Genomic DNA, 18,925 nt, shown 5'->3' with positions numbered 1-18,925 from the left:
CTGCTTTTTCCAAATTTATACTTTTTCAATTGGCGCAAATTCTGCGAGCAATCGTTTGACGCCAGTTGGGCTTGGGAATGCAATATCAAGTTCCATTCCGCTGCCTTCCCCTTTGACGCTTACGACTGTTCCTACGCCCCATTTTTTATGACTTGCTTTATCGCCGACTGTCCAGCCAAGTGTTTCTGCTCCCGAGGATTTGTACGCAGTTGTTGCTTTTTGCGGCATCCGTGGTCTGGCATAAGGTTTGTCTGCTTTTAGTTTATTTTCGTTTCCTAATTCTAGTAAATCGCGTGGGATTTCTCCGATAAAACGAGATTCTTGGTTGGATGATGGGCGACCGTAAAGCATCCGTGAATACGCGCTCGTTAGGAAAAGTTCTTCTTCCGCTCTCGTAATACCAACATAAGCAAGACGGCGTTCCTCTTCCATTTCGTCCTCTTCATAAATCGCTCTGGAATGTGGGAAAATCCCTTCTTCCATACCAACTAAAAAGACAACTGGAAATTCTAGTCCTTTGGCAGAGTGAAGCGTCATCAGTGTAACTGCTCCGTTTTGCTCTTCATTATCTTCTTCTAGTTTATCTACGTCCGCAACAAGTGCCAAGTCTGTTAAAAAGGCAATCAATGTTTTATCGTCATTTTCCTTTTCAAAGTTTTGCGTTACGGATAAAAACTCATCGATATTTTCTAAGCGAGTTTGTGCTTCGATTGTTCGTTCGTTTTTCAACATGGCGCGGTAGCCTGTTTTTTCAAGGATTTCTTCTACGAGTTCCGTTACGGACAAGAAATCTTGCATTTGCGTGAAGCCGCGAACCAAATCATGGAAGGCAACTAAGTCTTTGCTTATTTTAGGAGAAATCCCCGCTAATTCGATGCGGTTAAGGACTTCAAATAAGCTTAAATCATAAGTGGTCGCAACATTATTCAGTTTTTCTAATGTGCCTGGTCCAACGCCGCGTTTTGGTACGTTAATGATACGTGTCAAACTAATATCATCTTCGTTATTACTAATCAGACGCAAATACGCTAAAATGTCTTTGATTTCTTTTCTGTCATAGAACTTCGTGCCACCGACCATCGTATAAGCCATATTCGACTTCATGAAATATTCTTCCATTACACGGGACTGCGCGTTAGTTCTATAAAGAATCGCAAAGTCAGAAAGTGGACGACTGGAATTATTTACTTCTTCTTGAATTTTCATAACAACGTAAGCTGCTTCTTCTTTTTCCGTGAGTGCTTTATGGTAAAAAATCTTTTTACCTTCTGCATTGCTAGTCCAAAGATTTTTCGGTTTACGATTACCGTTGTTTTCGATAACTCGGTTCGCCGCTTCTAAAATTCGTTTGGTCGAACGATAATTCTCTTCTAATAAAATGGTTTTCGCATTGGGGTAATCTTTTTCGAAGGACATAATATTACTAATGTCCGCCCCGCGCCAACCATAAATAGATTGATCCGAGTCACCTACGACACATAAATTTTTAAATCGAGAGGCAAGTTGTTTTACAAGTAAATATTGCGCGTGGTTAGTATCTTGGTACTCATCCACGTGAATGTACTGAAACTTGCGCTGATAATATTCTAAAACATCTGGTACGCGTTCAAATAATTGAATCGTCACCATGATTAAATCATCAAAATCGAGTGCTTGGTTCTTTTTGAGTTTCTTTTCGTATTTTTCATAGACTTCGCCGACCATTTTGTCATAGAAACCACTTGCTTCTTTGATGTATTCACTCGCAGAAATAAGTTCGTTCTTGGCATTACTAATCGAAGCCAAAATACCTCGGGGCTCAAACTTCTTCGGATCGACATTTTTTTCTTTAAGAATGCCTTTAATAACCGATAATTGGTCGCCGCCATCTAAAATGGTGAAATTACGTTCATAACCAATCCGGTCAATATCGCGACGTAAAATTCTTACGCACATCGAGTGGAATGTGGAAATCCAGATAGATTCCGCTTCTCCGCCCATTAAATTGCCAATCCGTGACTTCATTTCACGAGCTGCTTTGTTCGTAAACGTAATCGCTAAAATATTATAAGGATTCACGCCACGTTCTCGCACTAAATAAGCTATCCGGTGAGTCAAAACACGTGTTTTCCCACTCCCGGCGCCAGCCATAATTAATAAAGGTCCTTCTGTACTTTCTACTGCTCTGCGTTGTTCTGGATTTAATCCGTCAACTAATTCTTTTGCATTCAATTGCATTCTCCTATACACCACCATACAAACATTTGTTCTTATTTTATCATACTACACTTTATAATCAAACCGTTTTCTTTGTAAAAATACTGGCGGTTTCGAGTGCTTTTTCTAAATCTTCATAAATAATGTTGCCGACAATAATCGTATCCGCGTATTTCGTCATCTCAGCTGCTTGTTCTTTGGAACGAATCCCGCCGCCATACCAAAACTTTGTATCGCCTAAGACTGCACTTACTTTCCTAGCGACTTCAGGATCCCCGTACATGCCGCTATATTCAACATAAAAAATCGGCAGACGAAATATATTCTCTGCTAAACGCGCATATGCAACAATATCTTCATCGGTTAAATCCGTCTTAGCTTCCGTTAAATGGGCCACTTTGGCGTCTTTATTTAAAATAACATAACCTTCTGATGTGACTCGCTTCCAAGGAATAAAATCGCCTACTTCTTTGATTAGCTCCTTGTGTAAGCCATGTGTCCACTGACTATTTTCCGTATTTAACACAACAGGAATTAAAAAATGTTCTGCTTCCGGTAAAATCATGGATTCATCGCTTACTTCAAGGAAAATCGGCAAGTCTGTTTCGACTAATGCTTCATACAGATTTTGAACTGCTTCGATTTGTATATTATCTGTCCCGCCAATGATAAATCCATCGGTTCCAGAATGGATGAGCTTCGTGAGGTCATTCGTCGGTAAATTCTTTGCTGGGTCTAACTTGAATAAATGCTTCATTTGCTCCTCCAAGTCTCTATAATGGGATATCTTATTATAGCATTAGTTACATTTCATCGCACCCTTACGACCAAAATTTTTAACTTTTTTTAAGCTTTTTTTAGCAGTTGTTGTTGGGATAGCTTTTATTTTATGGTATGATGGGTAAAATTTGATTTTATGTTAACTTCTGAGTACTTACATAGAAAAAAGGAAATGGGGATATTATGCAAGAAAACAGAGAAGAATGGGGCTCAAAAATCGGATTTATTTTAGCATCCGCTGGGTCCGCAATAGGAATTGGTGCGATTTGGAAACTGCCTTATGTGGCTGCAACTGCAGGAGGTGGCGCATTTTTCTTATTGTTTTTAATTTTAACGCTCGTTGTTGTCATGCCACTTTTGATTGCAGAATTTGTGATTGGTCGAGGTTCTGGTGGGGATGCGGTTCAATCTTATAAAACGCTCGCTCCTGGAACAAAATGGAATTTACTTGGAAAATTAGGCGTAGTTGGCGCGAGTATTTTATTTTCATTTTACAGCGTCGTGGGTGGTTGGATTATCACTTACTTAATTAAAACGCTTGTTGGTGGGATTGCTGGGGAAAATCAAGTGAGTTTGCTTCATGACTTCCAAGTGACGACTGCTAATCCATGGATATCAGTGGGCGCGACGATTTTCTTTATTTTGCTGAACGTCCTAGTTATTAGTCGTGGGGTTGTTAGTGGGATTGAAAAAATGAGCAAGTTTATGATGCCGGCCTTATTTATTTTATTTATTGTTTTAATCATCCGGTCTTTGACACTTCCTGGTGCGATGGAAGGCGTCACATTTTTCTTACGACCAGATTTTAGTCATTTTACTGCTCAAACAGTTCTGATTACGCTTGGTCAGGCGTTTTTCTCCCTTAGTGTGGGGATTTCGGTCATGGTGACGTATAGTTCTTATTTGAATCGTTCGGTTAGTTTACCGCAGTCCGCGATTTCCGTTTCGCTTATGAATGTGTTTGTTTCACTTCTTGCTGGCTTAGCAATTTTCCCGGCTGCATTTTCGTTTCATATTACACCAGATGCAGGACCTGGATTGCTGTTTGTTATTTTACCGTCGATTTTTAATCAGTTGCCGTTTGGAATATTATTCTTTATTATTTTCTTGATTTTGTTTTTATTCGCCGCATTAACATCTAGTTTCTCGATGCTGGAGGCGACTGTTGCACCGCTCATGAATGCGGGTATGAGCCGCAAAAAAGCGAGCCTTTGGATGGGGCTTGTTATTGTTGTCCTAGCGATTCCAAGTGCGCTAAGTTTCGGTGTTTGGAGTGATGTTCAGATTTTCGGATTAAGCATTTTTGATACCGCAGATTTTCTTGTATCGAATATCATTTTACCAGTTGGTGCTTTGTTTATCGCTATTTTCGTTGGCTACCGGCTACCGCGCGAATTATTGTTAAAAGAATTTACAGCGAGCAGTCATTTTGGCAAAAAGGCCTTTATTATTTGGCTCTTTCTTATTAAATACATTGCGCCAATCGCGATTATCTTTGTCTTTCTTTCAGCAACTGGCTTAATCAAGTTCCTCTTTTAACAAAAAAAGCAATTCGCTTAAATTTAGCGAATTGCTTTTTTTAGATTGCCATAAGGACAATGCTTGTTACACAAATCAAAATTCCACTGAGGCCAATCGCCGTCCCAATCGCTCGTTTTTCTCTAACGTTAGCAAGTGTCGTAAAAATAAAACAAATGATAAAGACCCAGTGCCAAAGTAAAGAAAAATCAAGCCCGGTACCAGTGGAAATCATATTAATCACAAAATAAATAACTGCAAGTGCAAGAATAGAAATGATCACAATCTGATAGGTTTTACTATTAAATTTTTTCAACTTCCATCCCTACCAATCTTATTCCGGCTTTGTCATTCTTGAAAATACGACATCATACATATCATTGCCGTAATGAAGTGAACGTTTTACACGTGAAATAGTTGCTGTACTTGCCCCAGTTTCTGATTCAATTACATTGTATGTTTTTCCATCATGAAGCATTTTTGCTACTTGGAAACGTTGAGCCATGGACTGTATTTCATTCACTGTACATACATCATCAAAAAAAGCATAACATTCTTCTAAATTCTCGAGCGTTAAAATCCCTTGGAAGAATTCATCCAATCCTTGTCCACGCAACTTCTCTATTTGCATATCTTTACCTCCAAATAATCTCATATATCCTACTTTCATATTTTAACGTACCAACGCGTAAAACACAAACGTTTCTCTTCACTAAATGAACAAAAAAAGTACCATCTCCGCATTTTATGCAGAGATAGTACTTTTTTATTATTCCGCTTTCGTACCAATATCGATTCGATAAAAGAAGTTAGGATTGTCCAGTTTTTGCATTTCTGGATACAGTAATGTGCGCGCGTCGCTCATCGTTTCTGCCTCTTTTGCGAGTAGTAAGACGCGCCCGCCATTTGAGACGAATTCGCCCGTTTCATCTTTTTTTGTTCCAGCATGATAAATCGCCACATCTTCTGCAATATCATTCAAACCGGTTAGTTTATTGCCTTTATCATAATGCTCGGGGTAACCCGCACTCGCTAAGACAACACCGAGCGTAATTCCCGCTTTCTTAAAACGGACATCTGGTTTTTTATTATTAAGTAAAGCGTCAATCAGTGCCGCAAAATCACTTTCTAAGCGAGGTAAAACTACCTGTGTTTCTGGATCGCCGAATCGTGCGTTAAATTCGATTACTTTTGGTCCCTCTTCGGTTAAGATAAGCCCTGCATAAAGAATGCCGCGGAAATAACGACCTTCGTCCACCATTCCCTTGGCAGCTGGGCGAAGAATTGTTTGGACAGCTTCTTCGACAACGGCATCAGAAATGTGCGGTACTGGCGAATAAGCGCCCATTCCACCGGTATTTGGTCCTTTATCGCCTTCGTAGGCACGTTTATGATCTTGCGCAATCGCCATTGGGTAAACTTCTTCCCCGTTTACAAAAGCCATCAAGGAAAACTCTTCTCCTGCTAGAAAGTCCTCAATAACGACCTTGAGAGAAGCATCACCGAATTTTTCTTCTAATAGCATATCTTTTAATGTAAGAACTGCTTCTTCCATTTCTAGCGCTACTGTGACACCTTTTCCAGCGGCAAGTCCATCTGCTTTGATAACAATCGGCACGCCGCGCTCATCCAAATATGCTTTAGCTTCCGCATAATCAGTGAACGTTTTTGATGCCGCTGTTGGAATAGCATATTTCTTCATAAATTGTTTCGCGAAATCTTTGCTTCCTTCAATGAGAGCGGCATTTGCTTTTGGTCCAAACGCTTTGATCCCAGCTTCTTCCAGTGCATCGACCACCCCTTCTAAAAGAGGAACTTCAGGCCCAACGATAACAAAATTAATTTCCGCTTTCTTCGCAAAATCAATTAAGCCTGCTTTATCCGTTTCAGCAATAGCAACTAATTGAATACCGTCTAAACGCATTCCGTCGTTTCCCGGAGCGCAATATACGTTTTCAACCTCGTTTGATTCTAATAATTTTTTGCTAATGGCATGTTCTCTACCACCGCCGCCAACTACTAATAAGTTCATTTAATTACACGTCCTTTTTATGAGGATTAATGTTTGAAGTGTCGCACATGTGTTAGAACCATCGAAATACCATACTTATCGGCCATCGTAATTGATTCTTTGTCTTTTATCGAGCCACCTGGTTGAATAATCGCTGTAATTCCTGCTTTTGCAGCAGCCTCAACCGTATCATCCATTGGGAAAAAGGCATCTGATGCAAGGACTGCGCCTTTCGCTTTATCACCAGCTTGTTCGATGGCAATCAAAGCCGAACCAATTCGATTCATTTGCCCAGCGCCAATTCCAAGTGTCTGTTTATCCGAACCAATCACAATTGCATTCGATTTTACATGCTTCACAATTTTCCACTGTGCAAGAAGTGCTTTCATTTCAGCATCGGTTGGCTGTTTTTCGGTCACTATTTCATAGCTTGCCGTATCTTCTATAACTGAATCGTTCGCTTGGATAAGTAGCCCACCATTAACAGACGTTTTCTCAAACCCTGAAACAGCACCAGCAAACGGAACAGTTAACAAGCGAATATTTTTCTTTTTCGCTAAAATGGCGAACGCTTCTTCAGAGAAACTTGGCGCAATGATAATCTCCAAGAAAATTTTGCTCATATGTTCCGCTGTTTTCGCGTCGACTTCTTTATTTAAAGCAACAATACCACCAAAAATAGATGTTTCATCTGCTTCATAGGCTTTTAAATAAGCTTCTTCAATATTTTCACCAACGCCAACACCGCATGGATTCATATGTTTCACGGCAACAGCAACTGGTTCTGTAAACTCACTTGCGATTTTAAGCGCCGCATCTGCATCGCGAATGTTGTTGTAGGATAACTCTTTACCATGCAACTGTTTAGCAGCACTAATCGAGTTTTCTACGACGTGCGGTTCTGTATAAAAAGCTGCATCTTGATGAGGATTCTCACCGTAACGCAAGACTTGTTTTCGATTGTAAGTGAACGTTACTTTTTCTGGGAAAGCTTCTCCAGTAATGTCCGTTAAGTATTCAGCGATTAAAGCATCATAGGCCGCCGTGTGCCGAAATACTTTAGCTGCAAAGCGTTGTCTCGTTTCAAAAGTAGTTGCGCCGTGTTCTTCCACCTCTGCCAAAACGGTATCGTAATCCGCCGTATCAACCACAACAGTCACCGCCGCATAATTTTTCGCAGCGGAGCGCAACATCGAAGGTCCGCCAATATCAATATTTTCAATCGCTTCTTCTAAAGTAACACCAGGTTTTTGAATCGTTTCTTGGAAAGGATACAAATTAACGATCACTAAATCAATTGGCTGGATGTCATGTGCAGCAATAGCTTCCATATGCTCCGCTGTATCACGTCTCGCAAGCAACCCGCCATGAATCGCTGGATGAAGTGTTTTCACTCGGCCATCAAGCATTTCAGGAAATTCGGTGACGTCTTCAATCCCCGTCACTGGTACACCAGCTTGTTCAAATGTTGCTTTTGTTCCACCAGTCGAAATAATCTCTACACCAAGTTCTACTAATTGTTCTGCAAATGGCACGATGCCCTTTTTATCTGACACACTAATAAGCGCTCTTTTCATGATAATTAATCGTTCCCTCCATTTTGAATTAATCCTCGAATCACTTTTGGATAAAAAATATGTTCTACTTGATGAATTTTTTCAGCTAAAGTTTCTGCGGTTTCTGCTGCATCTATCGCTACTTTCACCTGATCAATCATCGGCCCGGTGTCCATTCCAGCATCCACAAAATGCGCGGTAACTCCCGTTTCAGAAACATTCGCCTGAATCGCCTGCCCAATCGCATCTTTCCCTTTGAATGCAGGTAATAGCGAAGGATGCAAGTTAACAATTTGCTCGGGAAATTCTGCTAGCAAAGTCGGCCCAATCAAACGCATATACCCCGCTAGCACTAATAAATCAATTTCCAAGCCACGCAGCTCTAATAAAATTTCCGTTTCAAATGCTTCCTTATCCGAATAATTTTTCGCTTCAAAAAGGAATACAGGAATTTTATGCTTGTTCGCGCGTTCTAAAACAAACGCATTTGGCTTATCACACACAAGTAATTTCACGTGCGGTTTAATGAATTCGTCATCTACTAAAGCCTGAAAATTCGAACCGTTACCAGAAGCAAAAATGGCTATGTTCATCCTTTTTTGCCTCCCGCGAAAATAACCGCTTCGCTTTCACGTGTTGTAACTTCACCAATAACATAAGCCGCTTCGCCGTTTTGCACGAGCACTTCTAACGTTTTTTCAACATCCTCGTTTGCCACTGCGAGTACCATACCAATGCCCATATTGAAAATCTCGTACATTTCAAGTTCCTTTAATTGACCATATTTCTTCATCACATCAAAAATTGGTAACATCGGCCATGATCCACGCTCCACTTTCACCGCTAAATCCGTCGTTAACATCCGTGGTAAATTTTCGACAAATCCGCCGCCAGTCACATGCGTAATCCCGTGAACATCCACTTGCTTTAACACCTCTAAAACTGGCTTCACATAAATACGTGTCGGTTTAAGCAGCTCTTCTACAAGTGGTACGCCTAATTCCGTAAGTTCCGCATCCAAAGTAAATTCGTTATCTTTAAAGAAAATTTTCCGCACGAGTGAATAGCCATTGCTATGAATTCCGCTAGAAGGAATGCCAATCAGTGTATCGCCAGCTTTAACTGCGCCCTCTGTAATCAGCTTCTGTTTCTCAACAGCACCAACAGTAAAACCAGCTAAATCATAATCGTCCGCGCCGTACATATCTGGCATTTCTGCTGTTTCGCCACCAATTAAAGCCGCACCGGCTTGTTCGCAACCATCAGCCACACCTTTCACAATTTGTTCCATTTTCACAGGATCTGTTTTCCCTGTTGCGATATAATCCAAGAAAAATAATGGCTCGGCACCTTGAGCTAAAATGTCATTCACGCACATTGCCACGCAGTCAATCCCGATAGTATCATGCTTATCTGCTTCAATAGCCAAAAGTAATTTTGTTCCCACCCCATCTGTACCAGAAACAAGAACAGGCTCTTTTAAATGTAAACTGCTTAAATCAAACATTCCGCCAAAAGAACCAAGCGCTCCCATTGCACCCATTCGCTCTGTTCTAGCCACATGTTTTTTGATGCGTTCTACTACTTGATAGCCAGCTTCTACGTCTACGCCTGCTTTACTATATGCATTCTCTGCCATTCGATTTGTCACTCCTCATTATTTTTCTGCTTCTAAGCTCGCTAAATATTCCGCTTCATAATCATATAAAGGGGTTGGATAATCGCCATTGAAATAAGCCATACAAAGTCCCCCGTAAGGTTCGTTCGGATAAGGTCTTCCAATCGAATCTACTAAACCTTCTTCACTCAAATACTCTAAAGAATCCGCGCCAATAATCCGGCAAATTTCATCGACAGAATAATTAGAGGCGATTAATTCATTTCGCGTTTGGATATCAATACCGTAAAAACAAGGATAGGCAAGTGGTGGTGAAGCAATTCGCACATGAACTTCCGCCGCCCCAGCTTCACGTAAAAGTTGTACAATTCGTTTACTCGTCGTCCCGCGCACAATCGAATCATCAATCATCACAACTCGTTTACCTTCCACAACCCCGCGCACCGCTGAAAGCTTCATTCTAACTCCTTGCTCACGGAGTTCTTGCGATGGTTGAATAAAAGTTCTTGCCACGTACCTATTTTTGATCAGGCCAAGCTCGTATGGAAGTCCTGCTTCTTCCGCATAACCAATCGCCGCAGAAATACTCGAATCCGGCACACCAGTCACAACATCAGCATCAATAAAAGCTTCTTTTGCGAGTCTTTTCCCAGAACGTTTTCTAGCTGAGTGAACGTTAATCCCAGCAATATTAGAGTCTGGTCTTGCAAAATAAATATATTCCATACTACAAATCGAATGCGTCACATTTTCTGTGAATTTTTCAATTCGCAGTCCATCATTATTAATAATAATCAGTTCGCCGGGTTCCACATCACGGACAAATTCAGCGCCGACCGTTTCGAAAGCACAGGTTTCCGAAGCAACTACATATGAATCACCAATCCGGCCAATCGAAAGGGGTCTAAAACCATTCGGATCAAGCGCGGCGTACATCGTATCTTCCGTTAGAAGCATATACGCAAAGCCACCTTTGACCTTATTTAAAGCCACTTTCAAATCTTCTACAAAATCGCCCGTATGGCTACGTTTAATTAAATGCGCTAACACTTCTGTGTCCGAACTCGTTTGGAAAATAGCGCCTTCTTCTTCTAGTTCACGGCGTAAACTTTTGGCATTAACCAAATTCCCGTTATGCGCAAGTGCCAAAGAAGAACTATGAAAATGAAATAAAAATGGTTGTACGTTGCCTAAGTTTTTTTGACCAGCTGTCGCGTATCGAACGTGCCCGATTGCGGCCTTACCTTTTAAATCGTCTAGTTCACCGTGTTTAAATACGTCTGCTAAAAGGCCGAGATTTCGGTGACCTTTCAGCGTTTCCCCGTCTGTTGAAACAATTCCGGCCCCTTCTTGCCCGCGATGTTGTAAACTATGCAACCCATAATAGGTGATTTCCGCTGCATTAGGATGATCCCAAATACCAAAAATACCACATTCTTCATTAAGTCCTTTTACTTCAGCAAGCATGGAATAGCCCCTTCCCAAATGGATCGTAATTCCGTTGTTTTCGCTGTTACTAGGTCTTCCTTATGTTTCACACGAATCGTTTCATCCGCAGTTACCACCCCAAGGCGATACACTTTTTCTAGTTCCATTAATTGCGCAAAAGCTGCTTCATTTTCCGGTTTTACCGATACTAAGAAACGCGATTGTGATTCACTGAAAAGCTGATTTAAAGCAAATGGTACTTCTACATCCGCACCAAGTCCCGCTTTAAAAGTCGCCTCCGCAAGCGCAACACCAAATCCACCTTCTGCTAAATCGTGACTGGAAGCAACTAAACCTTCACGAATTGCTGTTAAAAGTAATTGTTGGTATTTTTTCTCTGTCGCTAAATCTAATTCTGGCGCGCGTCCGCTAATTTTTCCTTGTTGAATTTTTTGTAATTCCGAGCCACTATATTCGGCTTTAGTTTCACCAATTAAGAAAATCACATCGCCGCTATTTTTGAAATCTTGTGTCGTAATATGCGCCAAATCTTCTACTAAACCAACCATCCCGATAACCGGCGTTGGATAAATACCCGTACCATCTGTTTCATTATAAAGCGACACATTCCCAGAAATAACAGGCGTATCAAGCTCTAAACATGCTGCGCTAATCCCATCTGCCGCTTTTTCAATTTCCCAAAAGATTTCTGGTTTTTCTGGATTACCAAAATTAAGTCCATCTGTAATCGCCAGTGGTTTCCCGCCAGAACATACGATATTGCGCGCCGCTTCCGCAACCGCTATCGCTCCGCCCACTTCAGGATCAAGATACAGATAACGCGAGTTACAATCTGTTGTCATCGCAATCGCTTTCTCTGTTCCACGTACACGGACAATCGCCGCATCCGAGCCAGGAACAACCGCCGTATCCGTCCGCACTTGGTAATCATATTGCTCATAAATATGTCGTTTACTAGCAATTGTCGGCTGAGCAAGCAGTTCCTTCCAAACTCCCACCACGTCATCAATAACTGGCACAAACGCTTCCTCTTCTTGGAATTTTTGATAACGAGCTGGTTCTTTCGAAGGCTTGTGATAAACCGGCGCATCTTCCGCAAGTGCATCCACAGGAACGTTCGCAACCACTTCCCCATGATGAATAATTTTGTACATTTTATCATCAGTTACTTGACCAATTACAACAGCCTCTAAACCATAACGTTCAAATAGCGCTTGGATTTCTTCCACATGTCCTTTTTTCACACATAGAAGCATTCGTTCTTGAGATTCAGAAAGCAACATTTCATACGGCGTCATATTTAATTCACGCTGCGGCACATCATCCATAATTAATTCTAGGCCAGCGCCAGCTTTTGACGCCATTTCCGAACTCGAGCTTACGAGACCAGCAGCCCCCATATCTTGAATCCCTACTAAAATATCCGAATGATCACGAATCACATCCAAACAAGCTTCAAGCAACAATTTCTCCATAAAAGGATCGCCCACCTGTACAGCAGAACGTTGTTGTTCGCCTTCTTCACTAAACTCTACAGAAGCAAAAGTAGCACCATGAATCCCGTCACGACCAGTTTTAGCACCAACGTACATCACCGGGTTGCCAATTCCTTTTGCTTGGCCTTTTTGAATATCTTTCGCTTCGATTAAACCAACGCACATCGCATTGACTAGTGGATTTTTCGTATAACAAGGATCAAATTGGATTTCGCCACCAACCGTTGGAATCCCAATCGAGTTACCATAACCAGCAATACCAGCAACGACTTCACTCACCAAGTATTTCGCATGAGGCGTATCTAGCTCACCAAAACGAAGCGAATTAAGCATTGCAATCGGTCTAGCCCCCATCGAAAACACGTCGCGAATAATTCCGCCAACCCCAGTTGCTGCTCCTTGATAAGGCTCTACGTAGGATGGATGATTATGACTTTCAACTTTAAAAGCAACACCTAAACCATCGCCAATATCGACAATCCCAGCACCTTCACCAGGTCCTTGCAATACTTGTTTTCCTTCTGTAGGAAATTTCCGAAGTACTGGTTTAGAATTTTTATAACTACAATGTTCGGACCACATAACGGAGAAAAGTCCAGTTTCTGTATAATTAGGCTCACGTCCAAGAATCGAACAAACAAGCTCATATTCACTATCCGTTAAGCCCATTTCTTGATAAATCTTTTGTTCTTTAATTTCTTTTGTCGTTGGCTCCATGTTAGGCATTTACTTGTTCCTCCTTCCAAGCTTTTACAACCGATTCGAAAAGTCTTAAACCATCTGTCCCACCAATAATTTCTTCTACTGCGCGTTCCGGATGCGGCATCATTCCAAGCACATTCCCACGTTCATTTACAATGCCAGCAATATCCGCACGACTTCCATTCGGATTAACGCTATCATATGTAAAAACAATTTGATTCTTTTCTTTTAAATTTAAAAGCGTTTCATCATCACAGTAATAATTACCTTCCCCATGAGCAACCGGCACTTGAATAATTTCGCCTTCTTCATAAAGTTCCGTAAACATCGTACTCGCATTTGCCACACGAAGCGGCACCGTCTTACAAATAAAATGCAGATTATTATTTCTAATTAAAGCACCCGGCAGCAAACCAATCTCCGTTAAAATTTGGAATCCGTTACACACACCAAGCACTGGTTTTCCCATTTCAGCAAAGCGCAAAACTTCTGGCATAATACTTGAAAATTTTGCAATCGCACCAGTTCGCAAGTAATCTCCGTAAGAAAATCCACCTGGAAGTAATACCCCGTCAAAGCCTGCAAGACTTGTTTCCGCATGCCATACATATTCCGCCTCCTCGCCAAGAGAATCGCGAATCGCATGTAGCATATCAAGATCACAATTAGAACCTGGGAACTGAATGACAGCAAATTTCATCGTTTACGCCTCCTCAATTTCATATCGGTAATCTTCCATCACCGGATTTGTTAGCAGTTTGTCGCACATTTCATTCAACACTTCATGAATATCTCTATCCGACTTCGCTACTTTAAGTTCCATAAATTTACCAATACGAACATCTTCTACTTCTTCGTAACCCATGCTTTTCGCTGCATCTTTTACTGCAACCCCTTGTGGATCTAATACGCTTTTCTTTAAAGTGACATAAACTTTGACATTATACATTTTGTGGCCTCCTAGTTTTGAACTTGCTTTAATCTATTCAATACTTCTGTATACACATCTGTTAAATTGCCAATATTCCGACGAAAGACATCCTTATCGAGCTTTTGATTTGTTTCCTTGTCCCAAAGTCTGCATGTATCAGGCGAAATCTCATCTGCTAACAAAATTCCTCCAGCAGCATCCCGACCAAATTCTAATTTAAAATCGATCAGCGTAATATTCATTTGATTGAATAATTCTTGTAGAACCTTATTAATCGAACGAGCCGCCTGACGAATCGTATCCATCTCACTCGTTGACGCAACCTCTAAATAAAGCACATGGTCATCATTAATAAACGGGTCATCTAGCGCATCCTCTTTATAGTAAAATTCTACAATCGCATTCGGAATTTGCTCGCCTTCTTCTTTCCCAAGCCGTTTCGCAAGACTCCCTGCCATCACATTACGAACAACCACTTCAAGCGGAATAATTGATACTTCTTTCACCAATTGTTCCGTTTCCGAAATCGATCGAACAAAATGACTCTGAATCCCTTCTTTCGCCAAATAAGAAAAAATAAGCGATGTAATTTGGTTATTAAGCTCACCCTTCCCAGCAAAAGATTCCTTTCGCACCCCATTTAGCGCTGTCGCATCGTCCTTATAAGCAACACGCAAGACACCAGCTTCTTCTGTTTTAAAAAGTCGTTTTGCCTTACCTTCATAAACCAGTTCATTAGTCACGATAATTTATCTCCTTATAAAGTACTTAACCTCTTTGAACAAATAAATATCAAAGAGGTTAGGTTGTATTCTGCCCGTAATTATAATCCTAAACGATCAAAAATTAAGTCGACATTCTTCAGGTGATAGTTGTAATCAAAGCAATCTGCAATTTCTTCCGCAGATAGGTTTTCAGTAATTGTTGCATCTTGTTCTACTAATTCACGGAAAGGTACTTGTTTTTCCCAAGCTTCCATTGCTCTTGGTTGCACGACATCATACGCCGCCTCACGAGCTAAACCTTTATCAATAAGCGCAAGTAATACACGTTGCGAATAAATAAGTCCCAGCGTTCTGTCCATATTGCGCTTCATGTTTTCCGGGAAGACCGTCAAGTTTTTCACAATATTACCAAAACGATTCAAAATATAATCAAGTAAAATAGTGGAATCTGGCAGAATAATCCGTTCCGCTGAGCTATGAGAAATATCGCGTTCATGCCAAAGCGGCACATTTTCATACGCAGTAACCATGTGACCACGAATAACACGCGCTAGTCCAGTAACATTTTCAGAACCAATTGGATTACGTTTATGTGGCATTGCGGACGAACCTTTTTGTCCTTTTGCAAAGAATTCTTCCACTTCACGCACTTCACTTTTTTGTAAAGCACGTACTTCAACTGCAAATTTTTCCACAGAAGTCGCAATTAATGCAAGTGTTGCCAAATACTCCGCATGACGATCACGTTGCAACGTTTGTGTAGAAATCGGCGCAGGAGTTGTCCCTAATTTTTCACATACGTAAGCTTCCACAAAAGGATCAATGTTCGCATACGTTCCAACCGCACCAGAAATTTTCCCGAATTCCACGCCGTCAGCCGCAAAATTAAAGCGTTCTAAATTACGTTTCATTTCTTCGTACCATAAAGCCAGTTTTAGACCAAAAGTAGTTGGCTCCGCGTGAACCCCGTGCGTACGTCCCATCGTTACCGTGTATTTATGTTCTTTTGCTTTTTCACCAATAATCGCAATGAAATTTTCCAAATCCTTGCGCAAAATCTCATTGGCTTGTTTTAGTAAATAAGAATTAGCTGTATCCACTACGTCTGTTGAAGTTAGTCCATAATGAACCCATTTACGTTCCGCACCAAGCGACTCAGAAACCGAACGAGTAAAAGCCACAACATCATGCCTAGTTTCTAGCTCAATCTCATGAATACGCTCTACATCAAACTTTGCATTAGCACGAATCTTCGCAACGTCTTCTTTCGGAATATCACCAAGCTCTGCCCAAGCTTCACAAGCCAAAATCTCCACTTCTAGCCAAGCTTGATAACGATTTTGTTCTGTCCAAATGTTGCCCATTTCTTTACGCGTATAACGTTCTAACATCCTTTTAAATTCCTCCAGTTACTTCCAAATTTGCGTTTCTTCTAAATCTTCTAATACCGCAGTCGGGTTATTCGTTAGCACAGTGACGTGGCCCATTTTGCGATTAATTTTTGCTTCTTTTTTACCATAATAATGTACGAACCACTTAGGATAATCAGCCATTTGCTCATTCACAGCATCCACATGTTGCCCTAAAATATTAATCATCACAGCCGGTTTCAATAGTTCGGGTTTCACTAATGGCAACCCAACAATCGCCCGAATATGCTGCGTAAACTGCGAAATCGAACAAGCTTCAATCGTATAGTGTCCGGAATTATGTGGTCTCGGCGCAAGTTCATTAACATAGATTGCACCCGAACTTGTCACAAACATTTCTACTGCTAAAACGCCACACAACTGAAGAACATCCGCTAATTTTCTCGCAATCTCTTCCGCTTCTTCATGTACATCTTCCGCCACGTTTGCCGGAGCTGTCGATGTATGCAAGATATTATTTAGATGCACATTTTCAGCAACCGGAAAAGTTTCAATTTGCCCATCCAAATTACGAGCAACCACCACAGAAATCTCTTTCTCAAATGGAATCCAAGCTTCTAATACACAAGAACCGTAACGCAACAATCTCGCCGCTGTTTCAATATCACTTGCATCATGAAGGACAACCTGCCCTTTCCCATCGTAGCCACCTTGTGCCGTTTTTAAAACCGCTGGGTAACCAATACTTTTAATTTCACTTTCGATCTCTTCTTGCTCAACAATCACCGCATAAGGCGCAATATTAATATTGGCAGATTCCAAATACGCTTTTTCTAAAATTCTATCCTGTGTGATCGAAAGTAATTCTGATCCTTGTGGGACAGAGACTAAGTTTTGCGTCATTTTTAAAGCTTCATAGTCAATATTTTCAAATTCATACGTCACTACATCCGCTTTTTCGGAAAGTTCGCGTAAAGCGACTTTATCATCATAGTCCGCGATAATTTGCTCATCACTTACTTGAGCTGCTGGACAATCTGCGGTAGGATCAAGAACAACAATACGGTACCCCATCGCTTTCGCTGCAAGAGCAAGCATCCGCCCAAGTTGACCACCACCAATGATACCAATCGTACTATTTGTTAGTAAAAATTTTTTATCCAAGAGAATCACTACTTTCTAGAACAGTTTCTTCTAGTGTAGCACGTCTTTTTTGTAATCTGTTAGTAATTGCATCGTCCGTTATCGATAAAATTTGCGCGGCTAGGAGTCCAGCGTTCACTGCACCACTTTCCCCAATCGCAACTGTTGCTACTGGAACTCCTCCAGGCATCTGCACAATGGATAATAATGAATCCATACCATTCAACGCTTTAGATTTGATCGGCACACCAATAACAGGTAAAGTCGTCTTTGCTGCAACCATACCTGGCAAGTGAGCTGCACCTCCAGCTCCAGCAATAATAATTTTCAAACCACGTTCCCGCGCTTGTTCTGCATATTGAAACATTAAATCTGGTGTACGATGAGCTGAAACTACTTTTTTCTCATAAGCTATTTCTAATTCATCCAATACATCACATGCTTTTTTCATTGTATCCCAATCTGAGGTACTCCCCATAATGACACCAATTACAGCAGGCATTACGTGATCAACTCCTTAATAATCTCTTTTCGACTCCTTCATTCTAACAAGAGGTACGATAAAAGTCAACGAAAAATCGAACATTTAATTGTTACGTTTTGTTAACGTTCGTGTTTAGGGCGTATTTGTTGTATTTCACCACTTTATGTACTCATTTTCACTAAATAAATAAAAAAAGAAGCTACCATTATAGGTAAGCTTCTCTTTATTTCCGAACTTGTTTAATCCAAAAACCACCGTGAATTTGCTTAGGCTCTGACGAAACAATAAATGCACCATTATCAATTTCAATAATTTGTTTATATAATTTCCGCTCATTCTTCCTTTGCGTCAAAATTTCCAGCATCATTCGCTCGCCGTCCCGACCACTTGCAAGCCAACTAGTGACACCATAGCCTAAATCGCGAATTTGATTCGGCAAATCTAAGTTGTACTCTTTCGTAATAACATTCACCGTAATATATCCTAAAGCAATTCTTTCTTCAATTTTCATACCAACAATAATCCCTACACCAAATCCAACCGCATATGCTAACACATTGGCAATATTATTGAGGTTATCTAAAACCAAACTAAGAGCCACCACATAAATAATCATTTCAAATACACTAGAAAGCGCCGCTAAATAGCGATACCCTTTCATCGTCAATAATAACCTCACCGTATAAATCGTTACATACAAAATATTTACAACAAAAATAGTAGCTACTATAAAAATACCATTATCCACTAAACTAATCCCTCCAGTTAAAAACGACATATTACTTTCTAATTAAGAGTCTTTCCCTAATATAACATTCCACAAGATAGCTTACAAAAGAAACACTTCAACAAAAAAAGCCCTAAATAACTAGGACTTTTTCAAATTGCCCGGCAGCGACCTACTCTCGCAGGGGGAAGCCCCCAACTACCATTGGCGCGGAGAAGC

At 40.8% G+C, this 18,925-nt stretch carries 18 protein-coding genes; 1 reads left to right on the top strand and 17 read right to left on the bottom strand.

Annotated features, from left to right (window positions below; genetic code table 11):
* Window positions 1-15: 15 nt before the first annotated feature.
* Window positions 16-2,211, bottom strand: a complete 2,196-nt coding sequence (gene pcrA / locus HCB49_RS13590; protein WP_185605247.1) for a DNA helicase PcrA — start codon at window positions 2,209-2,211, stop codon at window positions 16-18.
* A gap of 64 nt (window positions 2,212-2,275) precedes the next feature.
* Entirely contained in the window at window positions 2,276-2,953 is a 678-nt protein-coding gene (gene pcrB / locus HCB49_RS13585; RefSeq protein ID WP_185605246.1) for a heptaprenylglyceryl phosphate synthase, read from the bottom strand.
* Between the two features lie 206 nt (window positions 2,954-3,159).
* On the opposite strand from pcrB, the gene HCB49_RS13580 reads away from it, so the two are divergent.
* Window positions 3,160-4,515: a sodium-dependent transporter gene (locus HCB49_RS13580; protein ID WP_185605245.1), complete on the top strand. Its 1,356-nt coding sequence runs from the start codon at window positions 3,160-3,162 to the stop codon at window positions 4,513-4,515.
* A gap of 40 nt (window positions 4,516-4,555) precedes the next feature.
* On the opposite strand, the gene HCB49_RS13575 is transcribed toward HCB49_RS13580, so the two are convergent.
* The 15 genes from HCB49_RS13575 to HCB49_RS13505 form a co-directional block, all read right to left on the bottom strand.
* Window positions 4,556-4,810 (bottom strand): hypothetical protein, encoded by a 255-nt coding sequence (locus HCB49_RS13575; RefSeq protein ID WP_003722240.1) that lies wholly within the window; start codon window positions 4,808-4,810, stop codon window positions 4,556-4,558.
* An 18-nt stretch (window positions 4,811-4,828) separates the two neighbouring features.
* Window positions 4,829-5,125 (bottom strand): YerC/YecD family TrpR-related protein, encoded by a 297-nt coding sequence (locus HCB49_RS13570; RefSeq protein ID WP_003720075.1) that lies wholly within the window; start codon window positions 5,123-5,125, stop codon window positions 4,829-4,831.
* Between the two features lie 138 nt (window positions 5,126-5,263).
* Window positions 5,264-6,526 carry a phosphoribosylamine--glycine ligase gene (purD, locus tag HCB49_RS13565; protein ID WP_185481467.1) on the bottom strand — a complete coding sequence of 421 codons (1,263 nt, stop codon included), beginning with the start codon at window positions 6,524-6,526 and terminating at the stop codon, window positions 5,264-5,266.
* A 26-nt stretch (window positions 6,527-6,552) separates the two neighbouring features.
* Complete coding sequence (gene purH, locus HCB49_RS13560) at window positions 6,553-8,082, bottom strand: bifunctional phosphoribosylaminoimidazolecarboxamide formyltransferase/IMP cyclohydrolase (protein ID WP_185605244.1); 1,530 nt, start codon at window positions 8,080-8,082, stop codon at window positions 6,553-6,555.
* Window positions 8,083-8,087: 5 nt separating this feature from the next.
* On the bottom strand, window positions 8,088-8,654 hold the full coding sequence (gene purN, locus HCB49_RS13555; RefSeq protein WP_185605243.1) for a phosphoribosylglycinamide formyltransferase: 567 nt from the start codon (window positions 8,652-8,654) through the stop codon (window positions 8,088-8,090).
* Entirely contained in the window at window positions 8,651-9,700 is a 1,050-nt protein-coding gene (gene purM / locus HCB49_RS13550; RefSeq protein WP_185605242.1) for a phosphoribosylformylglycinamidine cyclo-ligase, read from the bottom strand. The genes purN and purM overlap by 4 nt, the downstream gene beginning before the upstream one ends.
* An 18-nt stretch (window positions 9,701-9,718) precedes the next feature.
* Window positions 9,719-11,146 carry an amidophosphoribosyltransferase gene (gene purF, locus HCB49_RS13545; protein ID WP_185392727.1) on the bottom strand — a complete coding sequence of 476 codons (1,428 nt, stop codon included), beginning with the start codon at window positions 11,144-11,146 and terminating at the stop codon, window positions 9,719-9,721.
* Window positions 11,131-13,350, bottom strand: coding sequence for a phosphoribosylformylglycinamidine synthase subunit PurL (gene purL / locus HCB49_RS13540; RefSeq protein ID WP_185605241.1), 2,220 nt, complete (start codon window positions 13,348-13,350; stop codon window positions 11,131-11,133). Before purL ends, purF begins: the two co-directional genes overlap by 16 nt.
* Window positions 13,343-14,026 carry a phosphoribosylformylglycinamidine synthase subunit PurQ gene (gene purQ / locus HCB49_RS13535; protein WP_185605240.1) on the bottom strand — a complete coding sequence of 228 codons (684 nt, stop codon included), beginning with the start codon at window positions 14,024-14,026 and terminating at the stop codon, window positions 13,343-13,345. Before purQ ends, purL begins: the two co-directional genes overlap by 8 nt.
* A gap of 3 nt (window positions 14,027-14,029) precedes the next feature.
* On the bottom strand, window positions 14,030-14,275 hold the full coding sequence (gene purS, locus HCB49_RS13530; RefSeq protein ID WP_003722248.1) for a phosphoribosylformylglycinamidine synthase subunit PurS: 246 nt from the start codon (window positions 14,273-14,275) through the stop codon (window positions 14,030-14,032).
* Between the two features lie 11 nt (window positions 14,276-14,286).
* A complete protein-coding gene (gene purC / locus HCB49_RS13525) occupies window positions 14,287-15,000 on the bottom strand; it encodes a phosphoribosylaminoimidazolesuccinocarboxamide synthase (RefSeq protein WP_185605239.1) in 714 nt (237 codons plus the stop codon).
* An 80-nt stretch (window positions 15,001-15,080) separates the two neighbouring features.
* On the bottom strand, window positions 15,081-16,373 hold the full coding sequence (purB, locus tag HCB49_RS13520; protein WP_185554938.1) for an adenylosuccinate lyase: 1,293 nt from the start codon (window positions 16,371-16,373) through the stop codon (window positions 15,081-15,083).
* A gap of 18 nt (window positions 16,374-16,391) precedes the next feature.
* On the bottom strand, window positions 16,392-17,516 hold the full coding sequence (purK, locus tag HCB49_RS13515) for a 5-(carboxyamino)imidazole ribonucleotide synthase (protein WP_185605238.1): 1,125 nt from the start codon (window positions 17,514-17,516) through the stop codon (window positions 16,392-16,394).
* A complete protein-coding gene (gene purE / locus HCB49_RS13510) occupies window positions 17,509-17,997 on the bottom strand; it encodes a 5-(carboxyamino)imidazole ribonucleotide mutase (protein ID WP_185392737.1) in 489 nt (162 codons plus the stop codon). Before purE ends, purK begins: the two co-directional genes overlap by 8 nt.
* A 205-nt stretch (window positions 17,998-18,202) precedes the next feature.
* On the bottom strand, window positions 18,203-18,727 hold the full coding sequence (locus HCB49_RS13505; RefSeq protein WP_003762861.1) for a DUF2179 domain-containing protein: 525 nt from the start codon (window positions 18,725-18,727) through the stop codon (window positions 18,203-18,205).
* Between the last annotated feature and the right edge of the window lie 198 nt (window positions 18,728-18,925).

Origin of the sequence: Listeria cossartiae subsp. cayugensis (genome assembly GCF_014229095.1) — a bacterium.
GTDB classification, from domain to species: Bacteria; Bacillota; Bacilli; order Lactobacillales; family Listeriaceae; genus Listeria; species Listeria cayugensis.
The sequence above is the reverse complement of the archived record's forward strand: the minus strand, read 5'-3'. Positions and strand labels throughout refer to the sequence as shown.

Bases quoted from the DNA above. Each gene is read 5' to 3' on its own strand.
- pcrB (WP_185605246.1), bottom strand. From the start codon at position 2,953: ATGAAGCATTTATTCAAGTTAGACCCAGCAAAGAATTTACCGACGAAT.
- HCB49_RS13580 (WP_185605245.1), top strand. From the start codon at position 3,160: ATGCAAGAAAACAGAGAAGAATGGGGCTCAAAAATCGGATTTATTTTA.
- HCB49_RS13570 (WP_003720075.1), bottom strand. From the start codon at position 5,125: ATGCAAATAGAGAAGTTGCGTGGACAAGGATTGGATGAATTCTTCCAA.
- purD (WP_185481467.1), bottom strand. From the start codon at position 6,526: ATGAACTTATTAGTAGTTGGCGGCGGTGGTAGAGAACATGCCATTAGC.
- purH (WP_185605244.1), bottom strand. From the start codon at position 8,082: ATGAAAAGAGCGCTTATTAGTGTGTCAGATAAAAAGGGCATCGTGCCA.
- purN (WP_185605243.1), bottom strand. From the start codon at position 8,654: ATGAACATAGCCATTTTTGCTTCTGGTAACGGTTCGAATTTTCAGGCT.
- purM (WP_185605242.1), bottom strand. From the start codon at position 9,700: ATGGCAGAGAATGCATATAGTAAAGCAGGCGTAGACGTAGAAGCTGGC.
- purF (WP_185392727.1), bottom strand. From the start codon at position 11,146: ATGCTTGCTGAAGTAAAAGGACTTAATGAAGAATGTGGTATTTTTGGT.
- purL (WP_185605241.1), bottom strand. From the start codon at position 13,350: ATGCCTAACATGGAGCCAACGACAAAAGAAATTAAAGAACAAAAGATT.
- purQ (WP_185605240.1), bottom strand. From the start codon at position 14,026: ATGAAATTTGCTGTCATTCAGTTCCCAGGTTCTAATTGTGATCTTGAT.
- purS (WP_003722248.1), bottom strand. From the start codon at position 14,275: ATGTATAATGTCAAAGTTTATGTCACTTTAAAGAAAAGCGTATTAGAT.
- purB (WP_185554938.1), bottom strand. From the start codon at position 16,373: ATGTTAGAACGTTATACGCGTAAAGAAATGGGCAACATTTGGACAGAA.
- purE (WP_185392737.1), bottom strand. From the start codon at position 17,997: ATGCCTGCTGTAATTGGTGTCATTATGGGGAGTACCTCAGATTGGGAT.